This window comes from Gibbsiella greigii (assembly GCF_039540155.1).
In the GTDB taxonomy this organism is placed as follows: Bacteria; Pseudomonadota; Gammaproteobacteria; order Enterobacterales; family Enterobacteriaceae; genus Gibbsiella; species Gibbsiella quercinecans.
Genome location: NZ_BAABEM010000022.1, coordinates 36,048 through 62,370 on the forward strand (window position 1 = coordinate 36,048; position 26,323 = coordinate 62,370).

The following is a 26,323-nucleotide window of genomic DNA, read 5'->3' on the forward strand; positions in this document are numbered from 1 at the left end:
CGGTGCGAGAGTGTGAGTTTGAGACGGCCCTCCCCCTAACCCTCTCCCAGGGGGAGAGGGGACTGGCCGGTGCGAGGGTGTGAGTTTGAGACGGCCCTCACCCTAACCCTCTCCCAAGGGGATAGGGGACTGGTCGGTGCGAAAGTGTTAGCTTGAGATGGCTCTCACCCTAACTTTCTCCCAAGGGGAGAGGGGACTGGCCGGTGCGAGGGTGTGAGGTTGAGACGGCCCTCTCCCAAGGGGAGAGGGGACTGTTTGGTGTGGCCGTTTAGGGTTAGCCGATGGTCATCAGGCTGGCATTGCCGCCGGCGGCGGCGGTGTTGACGCTGAGCGAGCGCTCGAGCCACAGGCGTTCCAGTTGGATGTTGGTTTCGCCGCGGGCAAACCCCTGCACGGTAACGATAGCGCCGCGGCGTTCGGCGATCTGTTCGCACAGAGTACGAAGCTGATCGGCATCCCCATGGTGGATGACGGCATCAAATGCCCACTGTTCATCACTTTGCCATTCCTTGCTGAAATCAATACGCGCTTGCACCTCGGCCGGCAGGCGGTGGTATAGCGTGCGTTGCAGCTCAGCTTCCGGCCACAGCGCCCGGTTGCCGGCGGCCAGTACGGCGGCCAACTGGGCCAGGGCATCGCCTTCTTCGTCCGCCAGGCACAGCACGCGTTCGCGCGGTTGCAGGGCATAGGTGTTACGTTCGCCGGTGGGGCCGGGCAGCGGGCGCACGGTGCCGCTCTGGCTCAGTTCGGCGTAACGCTGCGCCAGGGGAACCAGCGTGGCTAACTTCGCGGTTTTGGCCCACTGAACCAACGCCTGGTGCGCCGCCAGCCATGGGGCCTGCGCCGGGGTTGTCACCGGTTGCTCCCCATCCTGGCGATTCAGGGTGCGCTGCACGGCGTCGTCCGGGCGGTTGGCCAACAGACGGTACAGGTACAGTGGCCCGCCGGCTTTTGGCCCGGTGCCGGACAGCCCTTCGCCGCCAAAGGGCTGCACGCCGACCACGGCGCCGACCATATTGCGGTTAACGTACTGGTTGCCGACCTTGGCGCGTTCCGTAACGCGGGCGATGGTTTCATCAATGCGGGTATGGATGCCCAGCGTCAGGCCATAGCCGGCCGCATTGATCTCGTCGATCAGCGTAGCCAGATTTTCTCGTTGGAAGCGCACCACGTGCAGCACCGGGCCGAAGATTTCTTTTTGCAATTCGCCGAAGCTTTCCAATTCAATCAGCGTTGGTTTCACAAAGGTGCCGCGCGCCCATTCGTTTTCCTCCTGCGCATTGCCGCGTGCCGCCTGGTATACGCTGCGCCCTTTGGCACGCATGGCGCGGATATGGTTTTCGATGTTGGCCTTGGCTTCGGCGTCGATCACCGGGCCGATATCGGTCGATAAGCGCTCCGGGTTGCCCATGCGGCACTCTGCCATGGCGCCGCGCAGCATTTGCAGGGTGTGCTCCGCCACGTCTTCTTGGATGCACAGCACCCGCAGCGCAGAACAGCGCTGGCCGGCGCTATCGAAGGCGGAAGCGACGACATCCGTCACCACCTGTTCGGTAAGCGCCGAAGAGTCGACGATCATTGCATTCAGGCCGCCGGTTTCAGCAATCAGCGGCGTCGGCCGGCCTTGCGGATCCAGGTTGGCGGCGATGCCGCGTTGCAGAATACCGGCCACCTCGGTGGAGCCGGTGAACATGACACCGCGGGTGCGCGGATCGCTAACCAGAGCCGCGCCCACGCTGTCGCCCTGGCCGGGCAACAGTTGCAAAACGCCCGGCGGAATACCGGCGGCCAGCAGGATCTCCACGGCCTGTGCGGCCACCAGCGGCGTTTGTTCCGCCGGTTTAGCCAGCACGCTGTTGCCCGCCGCCAACGCCGCGGCCACCTGGCCGGTGAAAATTGCCAGCGGGAAATTCCACGGGCTGATGCAGATCACCGGCCCCAATGGGCGGTGGCTGTCATTGGCAAAATCGTGGCGTACCTGGGCGGCGTAATAACGCAGGAAATCGACGGCCTCGCGCACTTCGGCAATCGCATTGGCAAAGGTTTTGCCGGCTTCGCGCACCAGGATGCCGAGCAGGTTTTGCAACTGTGCTTCCATCAATTCAGCCGCACGTTCCAACACCGCGGCGCGTTCGTCCGGCGGGGTGGCGAACCAAATCGGGCCGGCGGCGTTGGCGGCATCCAGCGCACGGTTGACTTCCTCACGGCTGGCTTCACGCACATAGCCGACGATATCGCCAGGCTCCGCCGGGTTAATCACCGGTTGTTCAACGCCGTGATCCAACTCTGCATGGATGATGGGGGCGGCGTGCCATTGCTGGGCGGCGCTGGTGAGCAGGGCGCTGGAAAGCGATGCCAGCCGGTGTTCATTCGATAAATCCAGCCCGCTGGAATTGATGCGCTGTTTACCATACAGCGCGCGCGGCAAGGGGATTTTCGGGTGCGGCAGGCCGACCTGGCCTTCGCTGGCCGCCAGGGCTTCAACCGCCTGCACCGGATCGGCCACCAGTTCATCAAGCGGCAGGCTGCTGTCGGCGATGCGGTTAACGAACGACGTGTTGGCGCCGTTTTCCAACAGGCGGCGCACCAGATAGGCCAGCAGGGTTTCGTGGGTGCCGACGGGGGCGTAAATGCGGCACGGCCGGTTGAGCTTGCCGTCGGCTACTTTACCCACCACCTGTTCGTACAGTGGTTCGCCCATGCCGTGCAGGCATTGGAACTCATACTGGCCCGGGTAGTAATTATTGCCGGCCAGATGGTAGATGGCGCTGAGGGTATGGGCGTTGTGGGTGGCAAACTGCGGGTAGATCAGGTTCGGCACCGCCAGCAGTTTGCGTGCGCAGGCCAGGTAGGAAACGTCGGTATACACCTTGCGGGTATACACTGGGTAGCCTTCCAGGCCATCAATCTGAGCACGCTTGATTTCGCTATCCCAGTAGGCGCCCTTGACCAGTCGGATCATCAGGCGCCGGCGGCTGCGGGCGGCCATATCGATCAGCGCATCAATTACCAGCGGGCAGCGTTTCTGGTAGGCCTGGATAACAAAGCCGATGCCGTTCCAGCCGGCCAACTGTGGCTCAAAACAGAGTTTTTCCAGCAGATCAAGCGAGAGCTCCAGGCGATCGGCCTCTTCGGCGTCAATGTTGATGCCGATATCATACTGGCGCGCCATAAGGGTGAGCGCCAGCAGGCGCGGATAGAGTTCTCCCATCACGCGTTCATACTGCGCGCGGCTATAGCGCGGATGCAGGGCTGAAAGCTTGATCGAGATCCCCGGCCCTTCATAAATGCCACGGCCGTTAGAGGCCTTGCCGATGGCATTGATCGCCTGTTGGTAAGAAACCAGGTAGGCCTGTGCGTCGGCTTCGGTCAGCGCCGCTTCCCCCAGCATATCGTAGGAATAACGGAAGCCTTTGTCCTCTAGCCGGCGGGCGTTGGCCAGCGCTTCGGCGATGGTTTCCCCGGTGACGAACTGTTCGCCCATCAGGCGCATCGCCATATCCACCCCTTTACGGATCAACGGCTCGCCGCTTTTGCTGATGATACGGTTCAGCGAACGGGAAAGGTTGGCCTCGTTATGGGTGGCAACCAGCTTGCCGGTGAACAGCAGGCCCCAGGTGGCGGCATTGACAAACAGGGAAGGGCTGTGGCCCAGGTGGGAGTGCCAGTTGCCGGTGCTGATTTTGTCGCGGATCAACGCGTCACGCGTCGGCTTGTCGGGGATGCGCAGCAGCGCTTCCGCCAGGCACATAAGCGCTACCCCTTCCTGCGATGAAAGGGAAAACTCCTGCAGCAGCCCCTGCACCATGCCCGCGCGCCCATTGGCGTTTTTCTGGTTGCGCAGTTTCTCTGCGATGCGGTAGGCCATGCGGTGGGTTGCTTCGGCTTGATCGGCTGGCAAACGCGCCTGTTCAAGCAGCATGGCCACCGTTTCTGTTTCCGGGCGGCGGTAGGCGGCGGTAATGGCCGCGCGGGTGACTGACTGCGGCAAAATCTGTTCAGCAAATTCCAGAAAAGGCAGGTGTGCCTCCTCCGTTTCTTGCTGCATAATATCGTCCGCTTGTTGCGGGGCGCTGTTGGCTGATATCGGCAGTTCAGGGAGATCGGCCCCGCTTTCCAGGCGTTCCAGGTAGTTAAAAATGGCCTGCTTGATTAACCAGTGTGGCGTGCGATCGATACGTTGCGCCGCGCTCTTAATCCGTTCGCGTGTGGCTTCATCAAGTTTCACGCCCATGGTGGTTGTACCCATACTTCGCCAACTCCTGTATTTGTGGTTACCCGCTTCAGGCAGGGGCTCCAGGGAGCCAATGTGCCTGCTGTTATCGGCCGGCGGGAATAGGTTGTGTGTCTGTCGAATGGGGATAATATCGGGCATGTTGCAACTTTGTGCAACCCTGTTAAAACAATGCGTTTTTCAAAGTGTGAGGCATTTTAAATTGTTAACGCGGGGGAACGATGTTTTATTCCCTGTCATCACCGTTATATGGCGTGAATTATCGTTTGTTTAAGTTGATTTAAGGTTGATTGTCGGGTGCAACCTTCGCCGGGAGAATGTGATGCAGGGTAAACTTTGTGTAACCCCAGGGTTAAATTTCTTGTTGGTTCACAAGGGTGTCATCTAGGATAACCGGCGTGAGGAGAGGACCCCCGCGCTGCTGCTTTAATTCGCCCCGTTCCGGCGCGTGCAGTGAGCAGTGGAAAACATCGCGATCAAATAATAATGAAATTGGAGAATTAAATGACAATGAGCACACCAATGCTGGTGACCTTCCTGGTGTATATCTTTGGGATGGTATTGATCGGCTTCTTTGCCTACCGGGCGACCAATAACTTCGATGATTATATTTTAGGCGGGCGCAGCCTGGGCAGCGTGGTGACGGCGCTTTCCGCCGGTGCATCGGATATGAGTGGCTGGCTGCTGATGGGCCTGCCGGGCGCCATTTTCCTGAGCGGCATTTCCGAAAGCTGGATCGCCATCGGCCTGATCATTGGCGCCTATCTGAACTGGAAACTGGTGGCGGGCAGGCTGCGGGTGCATACCGAGGCCAACAACAATGCCCTGACGCTGCCGGATTATTTCACCAGCCGCTTTGAGGACAACAGCAAGCTGCTGCGGGTGATTTCTGCCATTGTCATTCTGGTCTTTTTTACCATCTACTGTGCCTCCGGCGTGGTAGCCGGCGCCCGGCTGTTCGAAAGTACCTTTGGCATGAGTTACAGCACGGCGCTGTGGGCCGGTGCGGCCGCCACTATCGCCTACACCTTCGTGGGCGGTTTCCTGGCGGTAAGTTGGACCGACACCGTGCAGGCTAGCCTGATGATTTTCGCCTTAATCCTGACGCCGCTGATGGTGATTTTCGCCGTCGGTGGGATCGACAGCTCAATGCTGGTAATTGAAGCCAAGAACCCGGCCAATACGGATATGTTGAAAGGGTTGAACGTGGTGGCGATCGCTTCGCTGCTGGGCTGGGGGCTGGGTTACTTCGGCCAGCCGCATATCCTCGCGCGCTTTATGGCGGCAGATTCCCACCACACGATCCGCAGCGCCCGCCGCATCAGCATGGTGTGGATGATCCTGTGTCTGGTGGGAGCCATCGCCGTCGGCTTCTTCGGTATCGCTTACTTCTCGAATAACCCGCACCAGGCCGCCAACGTAACGCAAAACGGCGAACAGGTGTTCATCGAGCTGGCGATGTTGCTGTTCAACCCGTGGGTGGCCGGTGTGCTGCTGTCGGCGATTTTGGCGGCGGTCATGAGCACCCTCAGTTGCCAACTGCTGGTCTGCTCCAGCGCCATTACCGAAGATTTATACAAGGCTTTCCTGCGTAAAAGAGCCGGCCAGCGTGAGCTGGTATGGGTTGGCCGTGCGATGGTGTTGGTGGTGGCGCTGGTTGCCATCGCGTTGGCCGCTAATCCGGAAAACCGTGTGCTGGGGCTGGTGAGTTACGCCTGGGCCGGTTTTGGCGCCGCCTTTGGGCCGGTGGTGCTGATTTCGGTGCTGTGGCCGCGCATGACCCGCAACGGGGCGCTGGCGGGGATGCTGGTGGGCGCTATCACGGTGTTGGTCTGGAAACAGTACGGCTGGCTGGATCTGTATGAAATTATTCCCGGCTTCCTGTTTGGTTGTATTGCTATCGTGGCGGTCAGCCTGCTGGGCCGTGCGCCTTCTGCGGCGATGACCGAACGGTTTGCCAAGGCCGAGGCGGAGTTTAAAACGGTATAACGGTATTTGGGTTCCCCCTCAGGGGGGAATCACCGTGGTGTGTAAAGGATTGGCAACCCGGTTGCCATCATTGCCTGGTTTATATACTGGATTTATCCATTCCGTGTGCTGATAATAAACAGTAAGGTTAAAAAAAGGATTCGCTTTAACCTGTTGTTAATTATGGCGACTGTTATGGCTGTTAGGCGTATCGTGCGGGGCTGCTGTTGCACATACGTTAATTTGTATTAATAATTTCCCAGAGGGATTTGTTGCTGGCGTTTTAAATTGTTGCTAACTCTTTTCAATGGGATGTTATAAGTATTAACATGTCGCCACTCGTGTTCCAAATGGTTCATTTTACCTGGGTTCATTAACGGCACCTTCCTCATGAAAAATATCTCCCATAAAAAGACGGCGGCGTTTTCTGCCGTCCTTATTCCTGTATTGTTGCCCGCTTCCGTCTGTTTTGCACAGGACAGTGATGACACCTCGGCGATGGTGGTGTCGGCAAAGCGTGAAGGCCTTTCTGAACTGTCGACGCCGGCGGCGGTCGGCGTGGTCAACGGCGAACAGCTGCGTGATGCCAAACCGCAGATTAACCTCTCTGAAAGCCTGGGCAGCGTGCCTGGCGTGCAGATCCAGAACCGCCAAAACTATGCCCAGGATCTGCAGCTTTCCGTGCGTGGCTTCGGCGCCCGTTCGATGTACGGCGTGCGCGGCGTGCGGATCTATGTCGATGGCATCCCGGCCACGATGCCGGATGGGCAGGGGCAAACGTCGAATATTGATTTAAACTCGGCCGAACGGGTGGAAGTGCTGCGCGGGCCGTTTTCAGCGCTGTACGGCAATGCTTCCGGCGGGATGGTGAATGTGGTCACAGAAACGGGCCAGCAGCCGCCGCGCATTGAATCCGGGATGTATGTCGGCAGCGACGGCACCTGGCGCTACGGGCTTAAAGCGACCGGCGCCACCGGCGACGGGACCCACGCCGGCGATGTGAACTACGCCGTTTCTGCGACGCGCTTTACCACCCAGGGCTACCGCGATCACAGCGGTGCGCAAAAGAACCTTGGTAATGCCAAGCTGGGGGTGCGGATTGATGACGTCAGCACCCTGACATTGTTGTTCAACAGTGTGGATATCAACGCCAACGATCCCGGCGGCCTGACCGAAGCCGAATGGCGCGCTAACCCACGCCAGGCGCCACGGGCCGATCAGTACAATTCGCGCAAGAGCACCAAGCAAACCCAGGCCGGGCTGCATTATGAACGCCAGATGAGCGCCAATGACGATCTGAGCGTGATGATGTACGCCGGGATACGCGAAACCACGCAATACCAGACAATTCCGGCTTCGGTGCAGCAAAGCAGCGATCAGCACCCAGGCGGGGTGATCGATCTCACCCGCCGTTATCAGGGGATTGATACCCGCTGGACGCACCGTGGCGAATTGGGCGCGGTGCCCGTCACCCTGACCGGCGGGTTGGATTATGAAACCATGACGGAACGCCGCAAGGGCTATGAAAACTTTACCGTAAACAATGGCGTGACGGAGTTAGGCACCTTGGGTGATTTGCGCCGCAACGAGCGCAACCTGATGTGGAGCCTGGATCCTTATCTGCAGACCTCCTGGCAGTTAACGCCACGCTTGACGCTGGATGCCGGCGTGCGCTTTAGCACCGTCAATTTCGATTCCAACGATTTTTATGTCACCGGCAGCAACGGCGACGACAGCGGCAGCGCCCGCTATCACCGCTGGTTACCGGCCGCCTCGCTCAACTATGCCGTCACGCCGGGGTGGAATGTGTATGTATCCGCCGGCCGTGGTTTTGAAACGGCGACCATCAACGAGCTCTCTTACCGTTCCGGCGGCCTGTCCGGGCTGAACTTCGATCTGAAGCCGTCAACCAGCGAAACGGTGGAACTGGGCAGCAAAACCCGCATCGGCAATGGCTTGTTCACTGCCGCGATGTTCCAGACCAACACCAAAAATGAAATCGTGGTGGATGAAAGCAGCAACGGCCGCAGCAGCTATAAGAACGCCGGCCAGACGCGGCGGCGTGGCCTTGAGCTGGCGCTGGACCAGCAGTTCGCCTATGACTGGCACCTGCAGTTGGCCTGGACGTTGCTGGACGCCCGCTACCGCGACAACGTCTGCGGCGACAGCGAATGCAGCGCCGACAGCAGCGTGCTGCGCGGCTACCGGATGCCGGGCATCGCGCGCAATATGGGCTACGCTTCACTGGCCTGGTCACCGCCGGCCGGCTGGTTCGCCGGCGCCGAGGTTCGCTATATGAGCAATATCCAGGCCAACGACGAAAATACGGCGCAGGCGCCGTCTTATACCACCGTATCGTTGAATACCGGTTATCGCTATCCGATGGGCAACTGGCTGTTTACCGTCTTTGGCCGCGTGGACAACGTATTTGATCGGCAATACGTCGGTTCTGTGATTGTAAATGAAAGCAATGGGCGCTATTTCGAACCGGCGCCCGGCAGAAATTGGGGCGGCGGTATGAGCGTTGCCTATTCTTTTGAATAAAGGGAATTAGATATGTGGCATATAAAACTAACGCCGTAGCAGCGGTGAAATGAAATTGAACAACCTATGGCAACTGTAGATAGATATCCAAAGACATTCGAGGGGCAAAAGCAACGCGGCTGCAACTTGAAGTATGGCGGATAGGATCAAAACTATTGCACCCACAATGGCGTCACTACCTGTGGGTGGGAGAGAAGATATGGCAAATTCAAGTGGAAAACGAAGTATAGGGATATACCTCATCTGGCTGCTGGGCGGCCTGATGGGGGTTATCGGCCTGGCGCTGGCGATCGGCGGCGGTTACCTGGCGACGCTGGGCGGTAGTCTGTATTTTCTGTTGATGGGGCTGGCGATGCTGATCGCCGCAGTGCTTATCATTAAACGTAAACCGGCCGGCGCCTGGCTGTATGCGCTGGCCTTTGTATTGACCATCGCCTGGGCGCTGTGGGATGTAGGCCTGACCTTCTGGCCGCTTTTCTCGCGCCTGTTCATGTTCGGCGTGCTGGCGTTTTTGGTGGCGTTGGCCTATCCGTGGCTGAAAAAACAGGTAGGCGGCACCGGGCGCGGTGCACCGAGCTACGTGTTGGCGGCCCTGCTGGCGATCGCGCTGGTGGCCGGTTTTGGCTATACCTTTGTGCCGGCGCCGATCGTGGCCGCCAGCGAAGACGTGCCGGTGAAGCCGGTTGCGCCGGGTAGCGAGCAGAAAAACTGGGAGCACTGGGGTAACACTACCCACGGCGACCGTTTTGCGGCGCTGGACCAAATCAATAAAACCAACATTAACCAGTTGAAGGTTGCCTGGGTTGCCCACACCGGCGATATCCCACAGAGCAACGGCTCGGGCGCGGAAGATCAAAACACGCCACTGCAAATCGGCAACTCGCTGTATGTTTGCACCGCCTATGGCAAAGTGTTGTCGCTGGAGGCCGATACCGGCAAACAGCAATGGGTGTACGATCCGAAAGCCCAGGCGCCGAACTGGCAGCGTTGCCGTGGCCTGGGATATTACGCGGATGCTGAACACCCGGCACCGAGCCAAAGCGATGCGGTGGCGAATCATGTCGCCGCCGTTTGCCCGCGCCGCTTGTTCCTGCCGACTACCGATGCTCGTCTGATTGCGATCAATGCCGATAACGGACAGCCTTGTGCAGATTTCGGCGCCAACGGCATTGTCGATCTGAAAGTCGGTATGGGCGAAGTGAAACCGGGCTATTACCAGCAAACCTCAACGCCGCTGGTTGCCGGCAACGTGGTGGTGGTCGGCGGGCGCGTAGCGGATAACTACTCCACGGGCGAACCCCCTGGTGTGGTGCGCGCCTATGATGTGCATACCGGTGAACTGGCTTGGGCATGGGATCCGGGTAACCCGGCCATCACGCGCTTGCCGCCGGAAGGGCAAACCTATACCCGCGGCACACCGAACGTTTGGTCTGCCATGGCGTATGATGCCAAGCTGAACCTGATTTACCTGCCAACCGGCAATGCAACGCCGGATTTCTTCGGCGGCGAGCGTACCGCGCTGGATGATAAATACAACTCTTCCGTGGTGGCGGTAGATGCGGCAACCGGCCAGGTGCGGTGGCATTACCAAACCACGCACCACGATCTGTGGGACTTTGACCTGCCGTCGCAGCCATTGCTTTACGATCTGCCCGACGGTAACGGCGGCGTAACGCCGGTACTGGTGCAGACCAGCAAGCAGGGCATGATCTTCATGCTGAACCGGGAAACCGGCCAGCCAGTGGCCAAGGTTGAAGACCGCGAGGTGCCGCAAGGCAGCGTCCCAGGCGAACGCTATTCGAAAACCCAGCCTTACTCCGTGGGTATGCCGAATATCGGCAATGAAACGCTGTCGGAATCCGACATGTGGGGGGCAACGCCGCTCGATCAACTGCTGTGCCGCATTGAGTTTAAAGGCATGCGCCACCAGGGGGTTTATACGCCGCCAGGGCTGGATCGCTCGCTGCAATACCCTGGTTCCCTGGGTGGAATGAACTGGGGCAGCGTTTCGGTTGATCCGAACAATGCGATTATGTTCGTCAACGATATGCGTCTGGGGCTGGCCAACTATATGGTGCCGCGCAGCAAAGTACCGACCGGCGCCAGCGGCATTGAAATGGGCCTGGTGCCGATGGAGGGCACCCCTTATGGCGCCGTGCGTGAGCGCTTCCTGTCGCCGCTTGGCATCCCTTGCCAGAAGCCGCCGTTCGGCACCATGTCTGCGGTTGATTTGAAATCCGGCAAGCTGGTGTGGCAGGTACCGGTGGGTACGGTGCAGGATACCGGGCCGCTGGGTATCAAGATGCGTATGCCGATGGAAGTCGGTATGCCGACGCTGGGCGCCAGCCTTTCTACCCAAGCCGGTTTGCTGTTCTTTGCCGGTACCCAGGATTTCTATCTGCGTGCGTTTGATACCGCAACCGGTAAAGAAATCTGGAAAGAACGTCTGCCTGTCGGTAGCCAGTCGGGGCCAATGACCTACGTCTCGCCGAAAAATGGCAAGCAATACATTATTATCAGCGCAGGCGGCGCGCGCCAATCGCCGCAGCGTGGTGATTATGTGATTGCCTATGCATTGCCGGACAGTAAATAAATCGCATCGCCGGTTTGGCTGATACAAACCGGCGCTAGCGGCAAACAAGTTTCAGGGCGGGAGCTTTCCCGCCTTTTTCATTATTGGGTTGGGTGAAAAATGTACGCCAGCTTACACTTGCCGTTTGAGATACGCGCAGGGCGTTTTTTTTGTTTGCGTTTTTTTTAATCAGGAAACGGAAATGTCATCTGCTGATTTTAATCGTAATAGACTGTTTTATAAGGAGGGTGAAGTTTTTGTGGCGAAAGCTGAACGGCGTGATATAGTAATTTTGCGTTAGTTGAAAACGGCAGCAATTAATTTTTTTACTTTTCGATAACGCACAGGTTTGAATTGTCATTATACTGTAATCATCTGGCGGTAGTTTTCACACGGTGCGCAGCCTGGAGCTGCAAATATCACTGCGGGGATCGCTAATGGTAAAGTCCATGTTTGGGCTGGCAAGAAAAAACGATATACCTTTCCCGATTTCCTGTTGTAACACGGGGCTTATCCCCGACTCTCTTTTTTCCGTCAGTTTTCAGCTTTTCGCGCATCATCATTCAGCTTATAACACCCCTCTTTATATACCCATGTCCGGTGAACCACGGCACAACGCAATTGCCGCGCATTCACCATTTCCGTTGGCTTATATTGGTTGTGAAGGAGGCGACAGTCTGCTTGTAAACATGATCGCACGGCAATGCCGTTGCGGTAGGTGAACCAAACTGTAAGGTGCCACTATGGGAAGACAGAAAGCAGTGATCAAAGCACGTCGTGAAGCGAAACGCGTCATTCGTCGTGACGCTCGTAGTCATCGCCAGCTTGAAGAAGAAAGCGTTACTTCGCTGGTACAAATGGGGGGCGTCGAGTCTATCGGCATGGCGCGGGATAAGCGCGATACATCCCCTATTGAGGCGAGAACCGAAGCTCAAGGTCATTACTTATTAGCCATAGAAAATAAACAGTTGATATTTGCCACCGGCGAAGCCGGCTGCGGCAAAACATTCATCAGCGCCGCCAAAGCGGCTGAAGCCCTTATCCATAAAGAGGTGGATCGGATAATTGTTACCCGTCCGGTTCTGCAGGCGGATGAAGACCTTGGCTTTTTGCCCGGGGATATTTCTGAGAAATTCGCCCCTTATTTCCGCCCGGTGTACGATATTTTGCTGCGCCGCTTAGGATCGTCTTTTATGCAATACTGCCTGCGCCCGGAAATCGGCAAGGTGGAGATCGCGCCGTTTGCTTATATGCGCGGCCGTACGTTTGAAAATGCGGTGGTGATCCTGGATGAAGCCCAGAACGTGACCGCCAGCCAGATGAAAATGTTCCTGACCCGTCTGGGCGAGAACGTGACGGTGATCGTCAACGGGGATATCACCCAGTGCGACCTGCCGCGCGGGGTAAAATCCGGCCTCAGCGATGCGCTTGAACGCTTCGAAGAGGACGAGATGGTCGGTATTATCCGCTTTGAAAAACAAGACTGTGTGCGCTCGGCCCTGTGCCAGCGCACGCTCCATGCCTACAGCTAACCCTCACTGCTTTTCCTGTCGAACTAAGGCCGCCGCGGCGGCCTTTTTCCTGGCCGTTATTCAGGCATAAAAAATGCCAGCCGGTTCTTTGCCGGCTGGCATACGTCCGTTGGCCCCCTGGGCGTTTTCGATCAGGCGAAAATCGTCATCATATAGGCGGCGAACAGCGCCAGGTGCGCGGTGCCGTTCAGCACGTTGGTGCGGCCGGTGGAGAATGAAATGTGGCACAGCATCAGCACGGCCAGCATCACCACCATATGCGGCGCCTGCATGCCGAAAATCAGCGTCTGGCCGGTCAGCGTGGCGATGATGGTCACCGCCGGTACGGTCAGCGAGATGGTCGCCAGCACCGAGCCGAAGAACAGGTTCATGGCGCGTTGCACCTGGTTGTTCAGCACGGCGCGCAATGCGCCCAGGCCTTCAGGCGATAGGATCAGCAACGCCACCAGGAAGCCGGTGAACTGTGCCGGCGCATTCAATTTGGTCAGCAGCCCTTCCAGAGGGCCGGCGTTGAACTTGGTTACCGCGATAACCGCAACCAGGTGCACAATCAGCCAGGCGGCGTGCCAGGTGTTGCTGTGGGACGAAGGCTTGCCGTGATGCGGATCGCCATCGTCGTCTTCGTGTTCATAAACGAACAGGCTTTGGTGCGTTTTGGTCTGAATGATTAAGAACACGCCGTACATGGCGGCGGAAATTGCCGCCACCAACAGCGCCTGGGCCGTGTTGAAATTGCCGCCGGGCAGGGCGCTCGGCAGCACCAGCACAATCACTGCCAGTGGAAAAATTGCCATCAGGTACTGTTTGATGCCGCTCAGGTTAACGTGCTGGGTGGCGAACTTGCGCCCGCCAAGCAGCAGGGCAAAGCCCACCAGGCCGCCGGTCACAATCATAATGATGGAGTAGAGCGTATCGCGCATCAGTGCTGGCGCGGCATCGCCGGTGGCCATCAGGGCGGAAATCAGGCTGACTTCCAAAATGACTACGGATAGGCTGAGAATCAGTGAACCATAGGGCTCGCCCAGGCGATGGGCGAGCACGTCGGCATGGCGAACCACGCTGAAGGCGCTGCTGAGGATACCGATCAGGGCCAGCACATTGATGCCGACAATCAATGGCATATTCGCGGTGGTGCCCCAAATGCTCAGAACCGCCAGCGCCACAACCGGGAATATCAGTGAAATTTCACTGTGGCGGGATTTTGAGCGCTCGGTATCGTGTTGTGACTGCATTGTTGTTTTTCTCCTTCTCAAACCGCGTGGCTCCGTCATCGCAGAATGCCGGTTAACAGGCGGCTCTGCGCGTTCAGAAAGTGATTGATAATAGGATACACCCTGAGTGCCGTGCCGGGTTAAAGATGTGATGTTGTTTTAACTTGAAAAAGCAATCACTTGCTTTATGTGACTAGGTTAACAAAAAAAACGCAACTGATGCGGTTTTATTTACTTACTTTTACGAACATAAACACTTTTCCAACATCAGTGGCATAAAAAAGTGACTAATGGCGATAATTAGCCGGCTGGCTAACGCGGTATTGGCCTGTCAACTATCGATATTCCCCCCGACTTGGTGCCGTTTTTGATGATAATTCTCTTTATTTAGCGGTTCTCGTCAGTAGGGAATCGCATACTGCTGATTACGGTTGCACTTTGAGTATTGAATCGGCTTGATTTCTTCAAAGGGGAGGATGTGGCAGGGGTTCTGGACACGGAATTGTGGGAAATCACCCGTGAGGAGTGGAACCAACGGCACGGCGCTTCAACAGCGCGGACCGGGAACTGCTCTCCATGATACTTCGGTTTGTTGGCGATATCATTGTTATTAAAAATGAGAATTATTTGCAAGTTGAGAGTGGGCAATGTGGCATCTAGAATCAGAAGATGTCCAGAAAAGGAGAATATCATGCCGTATAAAAATAAAAGCGCATTGCCGGAAAGTGTAAAAAACGTTTTGCCTGAACATGCACAGGAAATCTATAAGGAAGCATTTAACAGCGCCTGGGATGAGTATAAAGATGCAGAAGACCGGCGCGGTGATGATTCGCGTGAAACCACAGCGCATAAGGTTGCCTGGGCGGCGGTAAAACAGGTTTATCGCAAAGGCAACGATGAACGCTGGCATAAAAAGTGAGGGCGTAGCCCGCCGGTGGTGCGGAATTAATATTATTATCATTGGGTTCCTGCTTTTTTAAGCGAAACCTGCCGCGAAACTTGATCGCCACGCCGGAAAAGAATAATGTCATTTACATTGTGGCGCCGCGATATAAATAAATATACGCGCACCAAATTATCGAAGGGTTAATGATTTGAGTTGTATACCCCAAATAATTCAAGCCGCAGGGTAACGCGTTTTGAATCGTGCTTACGCTGGCCCAACACACGGGCAACGTGATGCATGAAGGGGGTTTAAGAGAAATTGGGCAAACTGGTTTCTCAGGAGGTGGTAAACAGGTGTTAACGCGAGATTTTCTGAAAAAAGCAGATTGTAAAACGGCGTTCGGTACCATTGATGACGCGCTGTTGCTGACAACAGAACAGCGTTTGGCCTCGTTAGATTGTACATTGTCACGTCGTCCTGATAACAGCCCGGTCTGGATTTTTGGCTATGGTTCGCTGATGTGGAACCCGTTGTTTGAAGCCGAAGAGGTGCGGCGCGCCACCTTGCAAGGCTGGCACCGCGCTTTCTGTTTGCGGTTGACGGCCGGGCGCGGCACGCTGCACCGGCCGGGCCGTATGCTGGCGCTTAAGGAAGGGGGCTGCACCACCGGCCTGGCGTTCCGTCTGCCGGAAGCTACGCTGCGCGAAGAGCTAGAGCTGTTGTGGAAGCGTGAAATGCTCACCGGTTGTTACCTGCCCACCTGGTGCGATTTGTCGCTGGAAGACGGGCAGGTGGTGACGGCGTTGGTGTTTGTGATGAACCCGCAGCACCCGTTGTTTGAAGAAGATGTGCGCCACCAGGTTATCGCCCCGCTGATCGCGCGCGCCAGCGGCCCACTCGGCACCAATGCGCAGTATCTTTTTGCCCTGGAAAACGAATTGCAAAACCAGGGGATGAAGGACGATTGCATCGGCGAGCTGGTTAACTATGTTCGCCAGTGGCTGCAGGAGAATACCGCTGGTCAGTTAGGCGGCGAGGCAACGGCATAAGCAGCAGGGGGCGTATTGCCCCCTGTAAGCCAACGGTCGGTTATATCCGATCCCTATAAATAATAACTTTTCTGGCCAGCAGATTTTTATCCCTCCTTTTTTTAGTGTTATTTATCCCATTAATTCTTAACACGATTCATTCTTTTCTGCGCGGCACGTATTCAGGCAGCGTGCGGGAAATCCCCACTTAGCATAAAAAAGCATAAGTAAATAGTATTTCTTATTTGTTAGCACGGTAATGACTACGTATCAATATTGCTAACGGTTTTGTAAGGCAAGGGGGGAGTATGAACTTTCAACAATTAAAAATTATCCGCGAATCGGCACGCTGCAACTACAACCTGACGGAAGTGGCCAATACTTTATTTACTTCGCAATCCGGCGTCAGCCGCCATATTCGCGAACTGGAAGAAGAACTGGGTATTGAAATATTTATCCGGCGCGGCAAACGGTTATTAGGCATGACCGAGCCGGGGAAAGAGTTACTGGTGGTGGCGGAGCGTATCCTCAACGATGCCAATAACATCCGCCGTCTGGCTAACGTGTTCAGCAGCGAGGACGGCGGCCAACTGCATATCGCCACCACCCACACCCAGGCGCGCTACAGCCTGCCAGGGGTGATTAAGGAATTCCGCGCGCTGTACCCACGTGTGCGCGTGGTGTTAAACCAGGGTAGCCCGGAAGAGATTGTTTCCATGCTGGCCGCCGGGGAAGCCGACATCGGCATCGCCAGCGAGCGGCTAATGAATGCCGAAGCGTTGGCCGCGTTCCCTTACTACCGCTGGCACCATGCCATCCTGGTGCCGGAAGGGCATGAGTTGACCAAACAGCCGCAGGTGACGCTGGAAATGCTCAGCACGCTGCCGCTGATCACCTACCGCCAGGGCATCACCGGCCGTTCGCGCCTGGATGCCGCATTCAAGGCGGCGGGCCTGACGCCGGACATCGCGCTCAGCGCCCAGGATTCCGACGTGATTAAAACTTATGTGGAGCTGGGGCTGGGCGTGGGCGTGCTAGCGGACATGTCGTATGAGAAAGAGCGCGATACCGGCCTGGTCTGCATCAATGCGGAGCACCTGTTTGAGCCGAACACTGTTTGGCTCGGGGTAAAACGCGGCCAGTTACAGCGTAACTTCGCCTGGCGTTTTATCCAGCTGTGCAACCCGACCCTGACGCTCACCGAGATCAAGGATCAGGTCTTTTCCTCTTCGATTGAGTCGGCGATCGACTACCAAATCTAACCCCTCTGCGGTGGTGATGCCGGGCGTCAATACTGGCATATTTCCGGGCCATAAGGCCCGGGAAAAACCCACTATGGCGGCTTTTTCGCCATAAATAATCCAGAATATAATCAAAATCATTTTCATATTCTTTCTGGGAATATATTTAGTTGTTAATAGACTTTCGCATACCTATAGTGCTCGCCTAGACTCGCGAAATTATAATATATTCCATTTGGTTGGAGCGTTTTTGATGAAAGTTTTTATCCCATCCCTGGTGTTTTTGGCAATGGCATCCAGTTTTTCGCTACAGGCGGCAACGCCGGCCAATGCGCTGGTGGTGGCGCAGTCGATTGATGACGCCATCAGCTTTGATCCGGCGCAGGGTTCTGAACTGACCACCATCCAGGCCATCAATAATCTGTATCAGCGCCTGGTGCAATCGGATCCGCATAACCCGGTCGATCTCAAGCCCACGCTGGCCAGCCACTGGCAAACGGGCAGTGACAACCGCAGCCTGACCTTTACCCTGCGCCCAGGCGCCACCTTCGCCAGCGGCAACCCGCTGCGCCCGGAAGACGTGATTTTCTCACTCTCACGGGTGGTGAAACTCAACCTGGAGCCTGCGTTCATCCTCACCCAACTGGGCTGGAATGCGCAGAATATCGATGGCCTGATCGCCAAAGTCGACGATCACACGGTGAAAGTGAGCTGGACCGCGAACGTTAGCCCGCTGTTTGTGCTAAGCCTGCTGTCGGCGCCGGTGTCTTCCATCGTCGACGCCAAAGAGGCGTTGGCGCACCAGAAAGGGAGTGATCTGGGCAATCAATGGCTGAGCGCCCATTCCGCCGGTAGCGGCCCGTATAAAATCCAGAACTATGTGCCACATGAAGTGGTGGTGTTGGCGGCCAACCCCAGCTCACCGGAAGGCGCGCCCAAGCTGAAAACCGTGCTGATCAAAAACGTGCCGGATCCGGCGGCGCGCCGCCTGTTGCTGGAGCAGGGGGATGCCGATATGGCGCGCAACCTGGGCGCCGATCAGATGGCGGCGCTGGCCAACAAGCCGGGCGTTAAGCCGCTGGCGATTCCATACGCTTCGCTGTATTTCCTGCAGTTCAATGCCAAGGCTTCGCCGGCGTTGGGCAACCCGGCGTTTTGGGAAGCGGCGCGCTGGCTGTTTGACTATAACGGCATCGCCAACGATCTGTTGAAAGGCCAGTTCCAAAGCCATCAGGCATTCCTGCCTAATGGTTATCCAGGCGCGCTGACAGACCAGCCCTACAGTTATAACCCGCAAAAAGCCAAACAGATCCTGGCGAAGGCCGGTTTGAACAATGTCAGCTTCCGGCTGGATGTCACTAACCAACCGCCGTACCTGGATATCGCCCAAGCGCTGCAGGCCAGCTTCGCGCAGGCCGGCGTGAAGGTGGAACTGGTGCCAGGCATCAGCTCGCAGGTATCGACCAGGGTCAGATCGCATCAATATGAAGCCACCCTGACCTCGTGGGGCCCGGATTACTTTGATCCGAATACCAATGCCGCCGCCTTTGCCTATAACCCGGAAGATGGCAGTAAGACTCTGGCCTGGCGCGCGAACTGGCAGATCCCAGAACTCAATAAGCTGACGCTGGCGGCGATTGCAGAAAGCGACGGCGCCAAACGCACGGCGGATTATCAGGCGCTGCAAAAATCGGTACAGCAAAGCTCGCCGTTCGTGATTGGCCTGCAGGCGCGCAGCCTGATTGCCGTGCGCGATAACCTGAAAGGCTATGTGCAGGGCATTAATCCTGACATGGTGTTCTACAGCCAGGTCAGCAAATAATGGCGCTGGGTTTGACCGCCCGCGCCCGGCAACGCTGGCGCTGGGCGCAGCGGCTGCTGGAGGGCGCAGCTTCCCTGGTATTGACGCTGCTGGGCCTGCTGCTGTTCACCTTTATACTTTCGCACTTGGCGCCGATCGATCCGGCGTTGCAGATTGCTGGCGATCACGCCAGTGAAGCCACCTATGCGCAGGTGCGCCACGATCTGGGGCTGGACCAACCGCTGCCGGTGCAGTTCTGGCGCTACCTGGTGCATTTGGCGCACGGCGACATGGGCATTTCGCGCACCACCGGCCAGCCGGTGCTAAGCGATTTGTTGCGTACCTTCCCGGCGACGGTGGAGTTGGCCACCTGCGCCATTATCCTGGGGGCGCTGTGCGGCATCACGCTGGCGCTGCTGGCGGTGTACAAACCGGGGAGTTTGCTGGACAACGCCGCCCGCCTGGTTTCGCTGCTGGGCTATTCGGTGCCGATTTTCTGGCTGAGCCTGCTTGGCATGCTGCTGTTCTACGCCACGCTGCATTGGTCGGCGGGGCCGGGGCGGTTGGACGATATCTACCTTTACACCATGGAATCGCGCACGGGGTTTATCCTGATTGATGCCTGGCTTTCCGGCGACCGTGAGATCTTTTACAACGCGCTGATGCACCTGTGGCTGCCGGTGGTGGCGCTGGCGTTGCTGTCGATGGCCGGCATTACCCGGCTGCTGCGCGCCGCGATGTTGGAAGAGTGCAATAAGGAGTACGTGACGCTGGCGCGCGCCAAAGGAGCCGGCCGGGTGCGGATCCTGTTGCGCCACGTATTCCCCAACGTGCTCGGCACGCTGATCACCGTACTCACGCTGTCTTATGCCAGCCTGCTGGAAGGGGCGGTGCTGACAGAAACCGTGTTCGCCTGGCCGGGCGTAGGGCGCTATTTGACCAATGCGCTGTTCGCCGCCGATACGCCGGCGATTCTTGGGGCAACGTTGCTGATCGGCACCTGTTTCGTGTTGCTGAACGCGCTGGCGGATGCTTTAACTTATGCCGTGGATCCCAGAACCCGATGAGCCAATATTTATCTGAACATGAACCGCAGAACGAACCCGCGCCGGGCGCCTTCGCACGGCGGCGTATCACTACGCTGGCGGTGGGCGGCGCGCTGGTGGCCGTTCTACTGCTGACGGCGCTGTTGGCGCCCTGGCTGGCGCCGTTCGATCCGAACATTCAACACATTGAGCTGCGCCTGCTGGCGCCCTCGGCGCAGCACTGGCTGGGCACCGATGGCTTTGGCCGTGATTTGCTTTCGCGCGTGATCTACGGCGCGCGACCCACGCTGATTCTGGTGGCGCTGATCCTGCTGCTGACGATCCCTATCGGGCTGGTGGTGGGGATTTGCGCCGGTTATCTCGGCGGTTGGGTTGAGCGCGTGCTGATGCGTATTACCGATATTTTCCTGTCGCTGCCGAGTTTGGTGATCGCGCTGGCGTTCGTCGCCGTGCTGGGGCCGGGCCTGATGAACGGCGCCCTGGCGCTGGCGCTGACCAGTTGGCCTTCCTTTGCGCGCCAGGCGCGGGCGGAAACGCTGGCACTGCGCCGCAGCGACTATCTGGCGGCGGCGCGCATGCAGGGGATCAACGGCCTGCGGCTGATGGCCGGGCATATTCTGCCGCTCTGTTTGCCCAGCGCCGTGGTGCGCGCGGCACTGAGCCTGGGGGGCATCATTCTTTCCGCCGCCGGGTTGGGCTTTCTTGGCATGGGCGTGCAACCGCCTACCGCCGAGTGGGGTTCAATGGTGGCGGAAGGCAGCAAAGTGATTTTTGACCAATGGTGGGTGGCTGCCGCCCCCGGCGGCGCAATACTGTTCGCCAGCCTGGCGTTTAACCTGCTGGGCGACGGCCTGCGCGACAAAATGGATCCACGCCATGCAAACTGAAACTGATAACACATTATTAGCCGTTGAGCGCCTTTCGGTGCGGCTGCGCGCCGCCCAACCGGTTGAACTGGTAAAGGGGATTTCGTTCAGCATGGGCCAGGAGCGCCTGGCGCTGGTGGGGGAATCCGGTTCCGGCAAGTCGCTGACGGCGCGCGCGCTGATGGGGCTGTTGCCGCCGTCGTTGTCGCTGCAGGCGCAGCGGCTGGCGCTGGCCGGCAACGATCTTATCAGGCTCGGTGAGCGCCAGTGGAACCGGCTGCGCGGCCAGCAGGTGGCGATGGTGCTGCAGGATCCGAAATACGCATTGAACCCGGCGCGGCCGATTGGCTGGCAGGTGGAAGAGCCGCTGCGTTTACATAGCCGGCTGGGGCGCGCCGCGCGCCGCGAAAAAGTGCTGGATATGCTGGCGGCGGTCGGGCTGCCGGATCCGCGTGGCCTGAGCCAGCGCTACCCCCATCAGCTTTCCGGCGGTATGGGGCAGCGGGTGATGTTGGCGATCGCGTTGATAAACGATCCGCAGTTGTTGATTGCGGATGAGCCGACTTCCGCGCTGGATCACCAAATGCGCGAACAGGTGCTGCAACTGATAGAGAAACTGGTGGAACAGCGCAATATGGGGCTGATCCTCATCAGCCACGATTTGCAACAGGTGGCGCAATACTGCGAACGGGTGTTGGTGATGTACAAGGGCGACATTCTGGATCAACTGCCGGCAAATCAACTGGCGCACGCCACGCACCCTTATACCCGCACGTTATGGTCCTGCCGGCCGAGCCGGGCCACGCACGGTCAGCGGTTGCCGGTGCTGGATCGCTCACTGCTGGAGGCGTTGAAATGAGCGTGATTGCACTGGAAAACCTGAGCGTGAGCCATCGCCAGGGGGATGAACTACGCACCGTGGTGCATGGCGTTAGCCTGAAGGTGGAACAGGGAGAGTGTTTCGGCCTGGTGGGGCCTTCCGGCTGCGGAAAATCATCGCTGCTGTGGGTGCTGGCCGGGCTGAACGGCAACTGGCAGGGGCGGTTCCAACTGCTGGGGCGCGATCTGACGCCGGGCCAGGCATTTACCGGCCCGCTGCGGCGTGAAGTGCAAATGGTGTTCCAGGATCCTTACGCCTCGCTGCACCCCAAGCATACACTGCTGCGCACGCTGGCGGAGCCGCTAAAATTATTGCGTGAAGCGAATATCGAACAACAGATCGCCGAGGGGTTCCGGCGCGTGGGGCTTGATCCACGCTTGATGGCGCGTTACCCGCACCAGCTTTCCGGCGGCCAGCGCCAGCGGGTAGCTATTGTGCGCGCCCTGTTGCTCAAGCCCAAACTGTTGTTGCTGGATGAGCCCACCTCTGCGCTGGATATGTCAGTGCAGGCCGAGATCCTCAACCTGCTTAACGATTTGAAACAGGCCGGCGATCTGACCATGGTGTTGGTTAGCCACGATGCGGATGTGATCGACCATATGTGCGATCGCGCAGTGACGATGGCGCAGGGGCGGCTGGTGCATGAAAGCGCCATCTGAACATGTCTTTCCCGGGCGCATTCAGCGTGCCCGCATCATCCCATAGTCTGCCCCTCCTTTGCCGGCGGTGCCGCTCCGGCGGCACACTTCTTGCAGGAATCAGGCTATTTGAGCCAATGGAAATCGCCTGATGAGCCGTAACCCTGCTTTCCCACCCAGCGCCAGTGATTTTCTGCTGGCGTCTAAGCGTTGTGAAATTACCGTGCTGCAACAGCTGTTGCTGATGGGGAAACTGGTTGGCGGCGTGAGCCAACTGATCCACGTGTTGCAGCGCGAACGCGGCACCATCAATATTTATCTGTGTTCGCGCGGTGCGCTGTACGGCGAGCAACTGGCGGGCAGAATGCAACAGGTGCAGCAGGCGGAGTTGGTGGTCCAGCGTCAGTTGGCGCGCCTGGATGCTTCCGCTGCCCCGCTGGCCGGCGCCAGCCGCCTGTTCAGCCGCATCGCCTGGGCGCTGCACAACCTGACGCTGTTGCCGATACTGCGCCAGCGGGTTCAGAACCTGCAGGTTAACCACCCGGAAACGATGAACACCTTCAACGAGATTATCCGCAGCCTGTTGGCGCTGGTGTTCGAAGCTGCCGATGCCTGTGCTGAACCGGGAATGGCGCGCCAGCTAATCGCCATGTTCAGTTTTATGCAGGGCAAGGAATTGGCGGGGCAGGAACGTGCCATCGGCTCGGCCGGGTTTGCCGCGCAACACTTCAGCGATGACGATCAGCGCCAACTGTTGTTGCTTATTGAAGGGCAAGAACGTTGCTTCCAGACTTTCAGCGAATTTGCCGACGCCGGCTCGCTGGGCGTCTGGCAGAAGATGCTGCAGCAGCAGGATGGCGAATTCGAGCGCTTGCGCCGCGTGGCTTGCACGCAAAAGCAGTTCAGCGGAGGCAAGGATATCAGCCTGCGCTGGTTTGACATTACCACAGCGCGCATTGATGGCATGAAGCAGGTCGAAGATCGGCTGGAAGATGCGTTGATGGCCAGTTGCCGCACCAGCCTGGCGGCGGCCAATGAGGCGCTGGCGAACGAAATCTATGCGCCGCAGGCGCTGGCGGAAAGCTACGCGGTGTTTGTGGCCGATCCGCGGGGGGAAGGGGAAACGCTGAGCAGCGATGGCATCAGCCCGCGGCTGGGGCGTTCGATGATGGAGCTGATCCAGCAGCAGTCGCAGCGCTTGCAGTTTCTGTCTGAGGAACTGGCGGCGGCGCGGGCGTCGCTACGCGAAAGGCGGGAAATTGAGCGCGCCAAAGGGCTGCTGATCCAGCACCGCGGCCTGTCTGAAGAGGAAGCCTACAGACTGCTGCGTAAAATGGCGATGAACCAAAATAAACGGCTGATCGACATTGCCCAGGCGATGCTGGCAGTGGCCGATATTTTACCGGAGAAATAGCACTACTCATTACTGGGTATATGCACATAGTAAGTGCAGGTAATGCCTCTCGGTTGTGCAAAAAAGGCAGCGGCAGCGCCGGCCGGCATACCGTGATACGTGAGAAATCCATGGGTTAGCAAATTGGCACACAAGCTGCATTGATCTACGGGCTGATGGGCCAATGGCGGCCCGGCAGCAAACAATTTTGGATAAAGGCGTCCTTTCAGCATGCTCACCCCGACGGTGGAGTGTGCTGATTGGACGCCTTTTTTGTTTTTATCGCCCGTTGAAGGATTTGCTGATGACGCACACTAAATACCCTGGGATAGCGCTGTCGCGCCGCCGTTTCCTGCTTGGCAGCGCTGCGCTGGGCGGCAGCATGATGTTGCCTGGCCTGATGAATGCGGCCTGGGCGGCGGGATCGGATGCGCCGGAGAAGAAAACGCTGCGCGTCGGCTTTATCCCGTTGACCGACTGCGCCTCGGTGGTGATAGCCGCTATGAAAAAGTTTGATGAGAAGTACGGCATCACCATCATCCCCAGCAAAGAAGCCAGCTGGGCCGCGGTGCGGGATAAGCTGGTTTCCGGCGAACTGGATGCCGCCCATGCGCTGTACGGCATGATCTACGGCCTGCAGGCGGGCGCCTCCGGGCCGCAGCATGATATGGCGGTGCTGATGACGCTGAACAACAACGGCCAGGCCATCACGCTTTCCAACCAACTGAAACAGGCCGGCGTTACCGACGCCGCCGCGTTGAAAAAACACATCGATGCCAGCGCCAAAGGTACCTATACCTTCGCCCAAACCTTCCCCACCGGCACCCATGCCATGTGGCTCTATTACTGGCTGGCGAACGCAGGCATTCACCCGTTCGACGATATTCGCAATGTGGTGGTGCCGCCGCCGCAGATGGTGATGAACATGAAGATCGGCAATATGGTCGGATGCTGCGTCGGGGAGCCCTGGAACCAGCGCGCGATTACCGACGGCATCGGCTTTACCGCTGCCACTTCACAGGAGATCTGGCCGGATCACCCGGAAAAGGTATTGGGTACCACCGCCAACTGGGTAAAAACCAACCCGAACAGCGCGCGTGCGCTGACCGCCGCCATCCTGGAAGCTTCCCGCTGGATCGATGGCTCGGATGCCAATCGCCAGGAAACCGCCCAGATCATCGCCGGCCGCGCCTACGTTAATACCAAACTGGAAACCATCACCGGGCGCATGCTGGGGCAATACGACAACGGATTAGGCAAGACCTGGCAGGACGCGCACGCAATGCGCTTCTACCATGACGGCGAAGTGAATTTCCCGTACCTCTCGGACGGCATGTGGTTTCTGACCCAGCACAAACGCTGGGGATTGCTCAATGCCCAGCCAGACTACCTGGCGCTGGCGCAGCAGGTGAACCGCATTGATGTCTACAAACAGGCCGCCACCGCCGTAGGCGATATCCCGCTGCCCGGCAGCGAGATGCGCGCCAGTACCCTGATTGACGGCAAACGCTGGGATGGCAGTAATCCGGCGCAATACGCCGACAGTTTTGCCCTGAAACGTTAAGAGGCCAGCCATGAAAAATCTTGCAGAACGTATTGATGCCGATGCGCCCGCCAGTGCGGAAATTGTGCAGCTGAAAGAGGCCGCAGCGTTGGCGCCTGTGCCGCCGCAGCCGCCCACATTGGTTGCCACCCGGCGGCGCGCCGGCAAACTGGAGCAGGCCTTCAGGCGCCTGGTGCCGGCCGTGCTGGGGCTGGCGCTGGTGGTGCTGGTGTGGCAGATCGCCGCGCAAAACAGCAACGGGTTCCCCACGCCGCTGTCAACCTGGCAGGCCGCGTTAACGCTGTTTGCCGATCCGTTCTACTCCGCCGGCCCGAACGATCAGGGCATTGGCTGGAACGTGTTGGCGTCGTTGCAGCGTGTCGCCATCGGCTTTGGCCTGGCGGCGCTGGTGGGGGTGCCGGCTGGTTTTCTGTTGGGGCGTTTTGCGTTCCTGGCGCACATGCTCAACCCGATTATCTCGCTGCTGCGCCCGGTTAGCCCGCTGGCCTGGCTGCCTATCGGGCTGCTGCTGTTCCAGCGTGCCGAACCGGCTTCCACCTGGACCATTTTTATCTGCTCTATCTGGCCGATGATCCTGAACACTGCGGAGGGCGTGACGCGCATTCCACAGGACTACCTCAACGTGGCGCGGGTGCTGAAGCTTTCCGAATGGACGGTGATGCGCAAAATCTTGTTTCCGGCGGTGCTGCCCTATGTGTTGACCGGCGTGCGCCTGTCTATCGGCATTGCCTGGCTGGTGATCGTGGCGGCAGAAATGCTGACCGGCGGCGTTGGCATCGGCTTTTGGATTTGGAACGAGTGGAACAACCTTAACGTCGAAAACATCATCATCGCCATTGTGGTGATTGGCGTGGTTGGGCTGGTGCTGGAGCAGGGGCTGATGCTGCTGGCAAAACGTTTTAGTTATCAAGCGAAATGA

The 26,323-nt window shown here is 58.1% G+C and carries 17 protein-coding genes; 15 read left to right on the top strand and 2 right to left on the bottom strand.

The genetic code is table 11. The features are described 5' to 3' along the window. Positions 1-274 precede the first annotated feature (274 nt). The gene (gene putA, locus AC559G_RS16130; protein ID WP_498913244.1) at positions 275-4,249 is read right to left on the bottom strand and encodes a trifunctional transcriptional regulator/proline dehydrogenase/L-glutamate gamma-semialdehyde dehydrogenase; all 3,975 of its coding nucleotides are present in this window, start codon (positions 4,247-4,249) and stop codon (positions 275-277) included. Positions 4,250-4,738: 489 nt separating this feature from the next. Here putA and putP point away from each other — a divergent pair, with 489 nt between their 5' ends. The 4 genes from putP to phoH all read left to right on the top strand — a co-directional run bounded on the left by putP (position 4,739) and on the right by phoH (position 12,850). Beyond that, entirely contained in the window at positions 4,739-6,223 is a 1,485-nt protein-coding gene (putP, locus tag AC559G_RS16135; RefSeq protein ID WP_498913245.1) for a sodium/proline symporter PutP, read from the top strand. Between the two features lie 369 nt (positions 6,224-6,592). Beyond that, positions 6,593-8,746, top strand: a complete 2,154-nt coding sequence (pqqU, locus tag AC559G_RS16140) for a TonB-dependent receptor (RefSeq protein WP_498913246.1) — start codon at positions 6,593-6,595, stop codon at positions 8,744-8,746. A gap of 199 nt (positions 8,747-8,945) precedes the next feature. Continuing rightward, complete coding sequence (locus AC559G_RS16145) at positions 8,946-11,339, top strand: glucose/quinate/shikimate family membrane-bound PQQ-dependent dehydrogenase (protein ID WP_498913247.1); 2,394 nt, start codon at positions 8,946-8,948, stop codon at positions 11,337-11,339. 722 nt (positions 11,340-12,061) lie between these two features. Beyond that, positions 12,062-12,850: a phosphate starvation-inducible protein PhoH gene (gene phoH, locus AC559G_RS16150; protein WP_095848389.1), complete on the top strand. Its 789-nt coding sequence runs from the start codon at positions 12,062-12,064 to the stop codon at positions 12,848-12,850. A 131-nt stretch (positions 12,851-12,981) separates the two neighbouring features. On the opposite strand, the gene chaA is transcribed toward phoH, so the two are convergent. Then, positions 12,982-14,082 (bottom strand): sodium-potassium/proton antiporter ChaA, encoded by a 1,101-nt coding sequence (chaA, locus tag AC559G_RS16155; protein ID WP_462613717.1) that lies wholly within the window; start codon positions 14,080-14,082, stop codon positions 12,982-12,984. 670 nt (positions 14,083-14,752) lie between these two features. Between chaA and chaB the strand changes: the two genes are divergently transcribed. The 11 genes from chaB (at position 14,753) to ntrB (ending at position 26,323) form a co-directional block, all read left to right on the top strand. Then, on the top strand, positions 14,753-14,980 hold the full coding sequence (chaB, locus tag AC559G_RS16160) for a putative cation transport regulator ChaB (RefSeq protein ID WP_498913248.1): 228 nt from the start codon (positions 14,753-14,755) through the stop codon (positions 14,978-14,980). 320 nt (positions 14,981-15,300) lie between these two features. Continuing rightward, a complete protein-coding gene (locus tag AC559G_RS16165; protein ID WP_498913249.1) occupies positions 15,301-15,996 on the top strand; it encodes a gamma-glutamylcyclotransferase in 696 nt (231 codons plus the stop codon). A 287-nt stretch (positions 15,997-16,283) separates the two neighbouring features. Then, positions 16,284-17,237 (top strand): HTH-type transcriptional regulator Cbl, encoded by a 954-nt coding sequence (cbl, locus tag AC559G_RS16170; protein WP_438597334.1) that lies wholly within the window; start codon positions 16,284-16,286, stop codon positions 17,235-17,237. A 232-nt stretch (positions 17,238-17,469) separates the two neighbouring features. Beyond that, complete coding sequence (locus AC559G_RS16175; protein ID WP_438597333.1) at positions 17,470-19,038, top strand: ABC transporter substrate-binding protein; 1,569 nt, start codon at positions 17,470-17,472, stop codon at positions 19,036-19,038. Next, positions 19,038-20,084 carry an ABC transporter permease gene (locus tag AC559G_RS16180; protein ID WP_498913250.1) on the top strand — a complete coding sequence of 349 codons (1,047 nt, stop codon included), beginning with the start codon at positions 19,038-19,040 and terminating at the stop codon, positions 20,082-20,084. Before AC559G_RS16175 ends, AC559G_RS16180 begins: the two co-directional genes overlap by 1 nt. After that, positions 20,081-20,950, top strand: a complete 870-nt coding sequence (locus AC559G_RS16185; RefSeq protein ID WP_095848401.1) for an ABC transporter permease — start codon at positions 20,081-20,083, stop codon at positions 20,948-20,950. Before AC559G_RS16180 ends, AC559G_RS16185 begins: the two co-directional genes overlap by 4 nt. Next, on the top strand, positions 20,940-21,788 hold the full coding sequence (locus AC559G_RS16190) for an ABC transporter ATP-binding protein (protein WP_121554030.1): 849 nt from the start codon (positions 20,940-20,942) through the stop codon (positions 21,786-21,788). The genes AC559G_RS16185 and AC559G_RS16190 overlap by 11 nt, the downstream gene beginning before the upstream one ends. After that, positions 21,785-22,468, top strand: a complete 684-nt coding sequence (locus AC559G_RS16195; protein ID WP_498913251.1) for an ABC transporter ATP-binding protein — start codon at positions 21,785-21,787, stop codon at positions 22,466-22,468. Before AC559G_RS16190 ends, AC559G_RS16195 begins: the two co-directional genes overlap by 4 nt. Before the next feature lie 130 nt (positions 22,469-22,598). Further along, positions 22,599-23,861 (top strand): nitrate- and nitrite sensing domain-containing protein, encoded by a 1,263-nt coding sequence (locus tag AC559G_RS16200; RefSeq protein ID WP_498913252.1) that lies wholly within the window; start codon positions 22,599-22,601, stop codon positions 23,859-23,861. Between the two features lie 283 nt (positions 23,862-24,144). Then, complete coding sequence (locus tag AC559G_RS16205; protein WP_498913253.1) at positions 24,145-25,404, top strand: CmpA/NrtA family ABC transporter substrate-binding protein; 1,260 nt, start codon at positions 24,145-24,147, stop codon at positions 25,402-25,404. Between the two features lie 10 nt (positions 25,405-25,414). Beyond that, positions 25,415-26,323, top strand: a complete 909-nt coding sequence (ntrB, locus tag AC559G_RS16210; RefSeq protein ID WP_498913254.1) for an ABC transporter permease — start codon at positions 25,415-25,417, stop codon at positions 26,321-26,323.

Coding starts and splice junctions, on each gene's coding strand:
- putA (WP_498913244.1), bottom strand. CDS start 4,249: ATGGGTACAACCACCATGGGCGTGAAACTTGATGAAGCCACACGCGAA.
- putP (WP_498913245.1), top strand. CDS start 4,739: ATGACAATGAGCACACCAATGCTGGTGACCTTCCTGGTGTATATCTTT.
- pqqU (WP_498913246.1), top strand. CDS start 6,593: ATGAAAAATATCTCCCATAAAAAGACGGCGGCGTTTTCTGCCGTCCTT.
- AC559G_RS16145 (WP_498913247.1), top strand. CDS start 8,946: ATGGCAAATTCAAGTGGAAAACGAAGTATAGGGATATACCTCATCTGG.
- phoH (WP_095848389.1), top strand. CDS start 12,062: ATGGGAAGACAGAAAGCAGTGATCAAAGCACGTCGTGAAGCGAAACGC.
- chaA (WP_462613717.1), bottom strand. CDS start 14,082: ATGCAGTCACAACACGATACCGAGCGCTCAAAATCCCGCCACAGTGAA.
- chaB (WP_498913248.1), top strand. CDS start 14,753: ATGCCGTATAAAAATAAAAGCGCATTGCCGGAAAGTGTAAAAAACGTT.
- cbl (WP_438597334.1), top strand. CDS start 16,284: ATGAACTTTCAACAATTAAAAATTATCCGCGAATCGGCACGCTGCAAC.
- AC559G_RS16175 (WP_438597333.1), top strand. CDS start 17,470: ATGAAAGTTTTTATCCCATCCCTGGTGTTTTTGGCAATGGCATCCAGT.
- AC559G_RS16180 (WP_498913250.1), top strand. CDS start 19,038: ATGGCGCTGGGTTTGACCGCCCGCGCCCGGCAACGCTGGCGCTGGGCG.
- AC559G_RS16185 (WP_095848401.1), top strand. CDS start 20,081: ATGAGCCAATATTTATCTGAACATGAACCGCAGAACGAACCCGCGCCG.
- AC559G_RS16190 (WP_121554030.1), top strand. CDS start 20,940: ATGCAAACTGAAACTGATAACACATTATTAGCCGTTGAGCGCCTTTCG.
- AC559G_RS16195 (WP_498913251.1), top strand. CDS start 21,785: ATGAGCGTGATTGCACTGGAAAACCTGAGCGTGAGCCATCGCCAGGGG.
- AC559G_RS16200 (WP_498913252.1), top strand. CDS start 22,599: ATGAGCCGTAACCCTGCTTTCCCACCCAGCGCCAGTGATTTTCTGCTG.
- AC559G_RS16205 (WP_498913253.1), top strand. CDS start 24,145: ATGACGCACACTAAATACCCTGGGATAGCGCTGTCGCGCCGCCGTTTC.
- ntrB (WP_498913254.1), top strand. CDS start 25,415: ATGAAAAATCTTGCAGAACGTATTGATGCCGATGCGCCCGCCAGTGCG.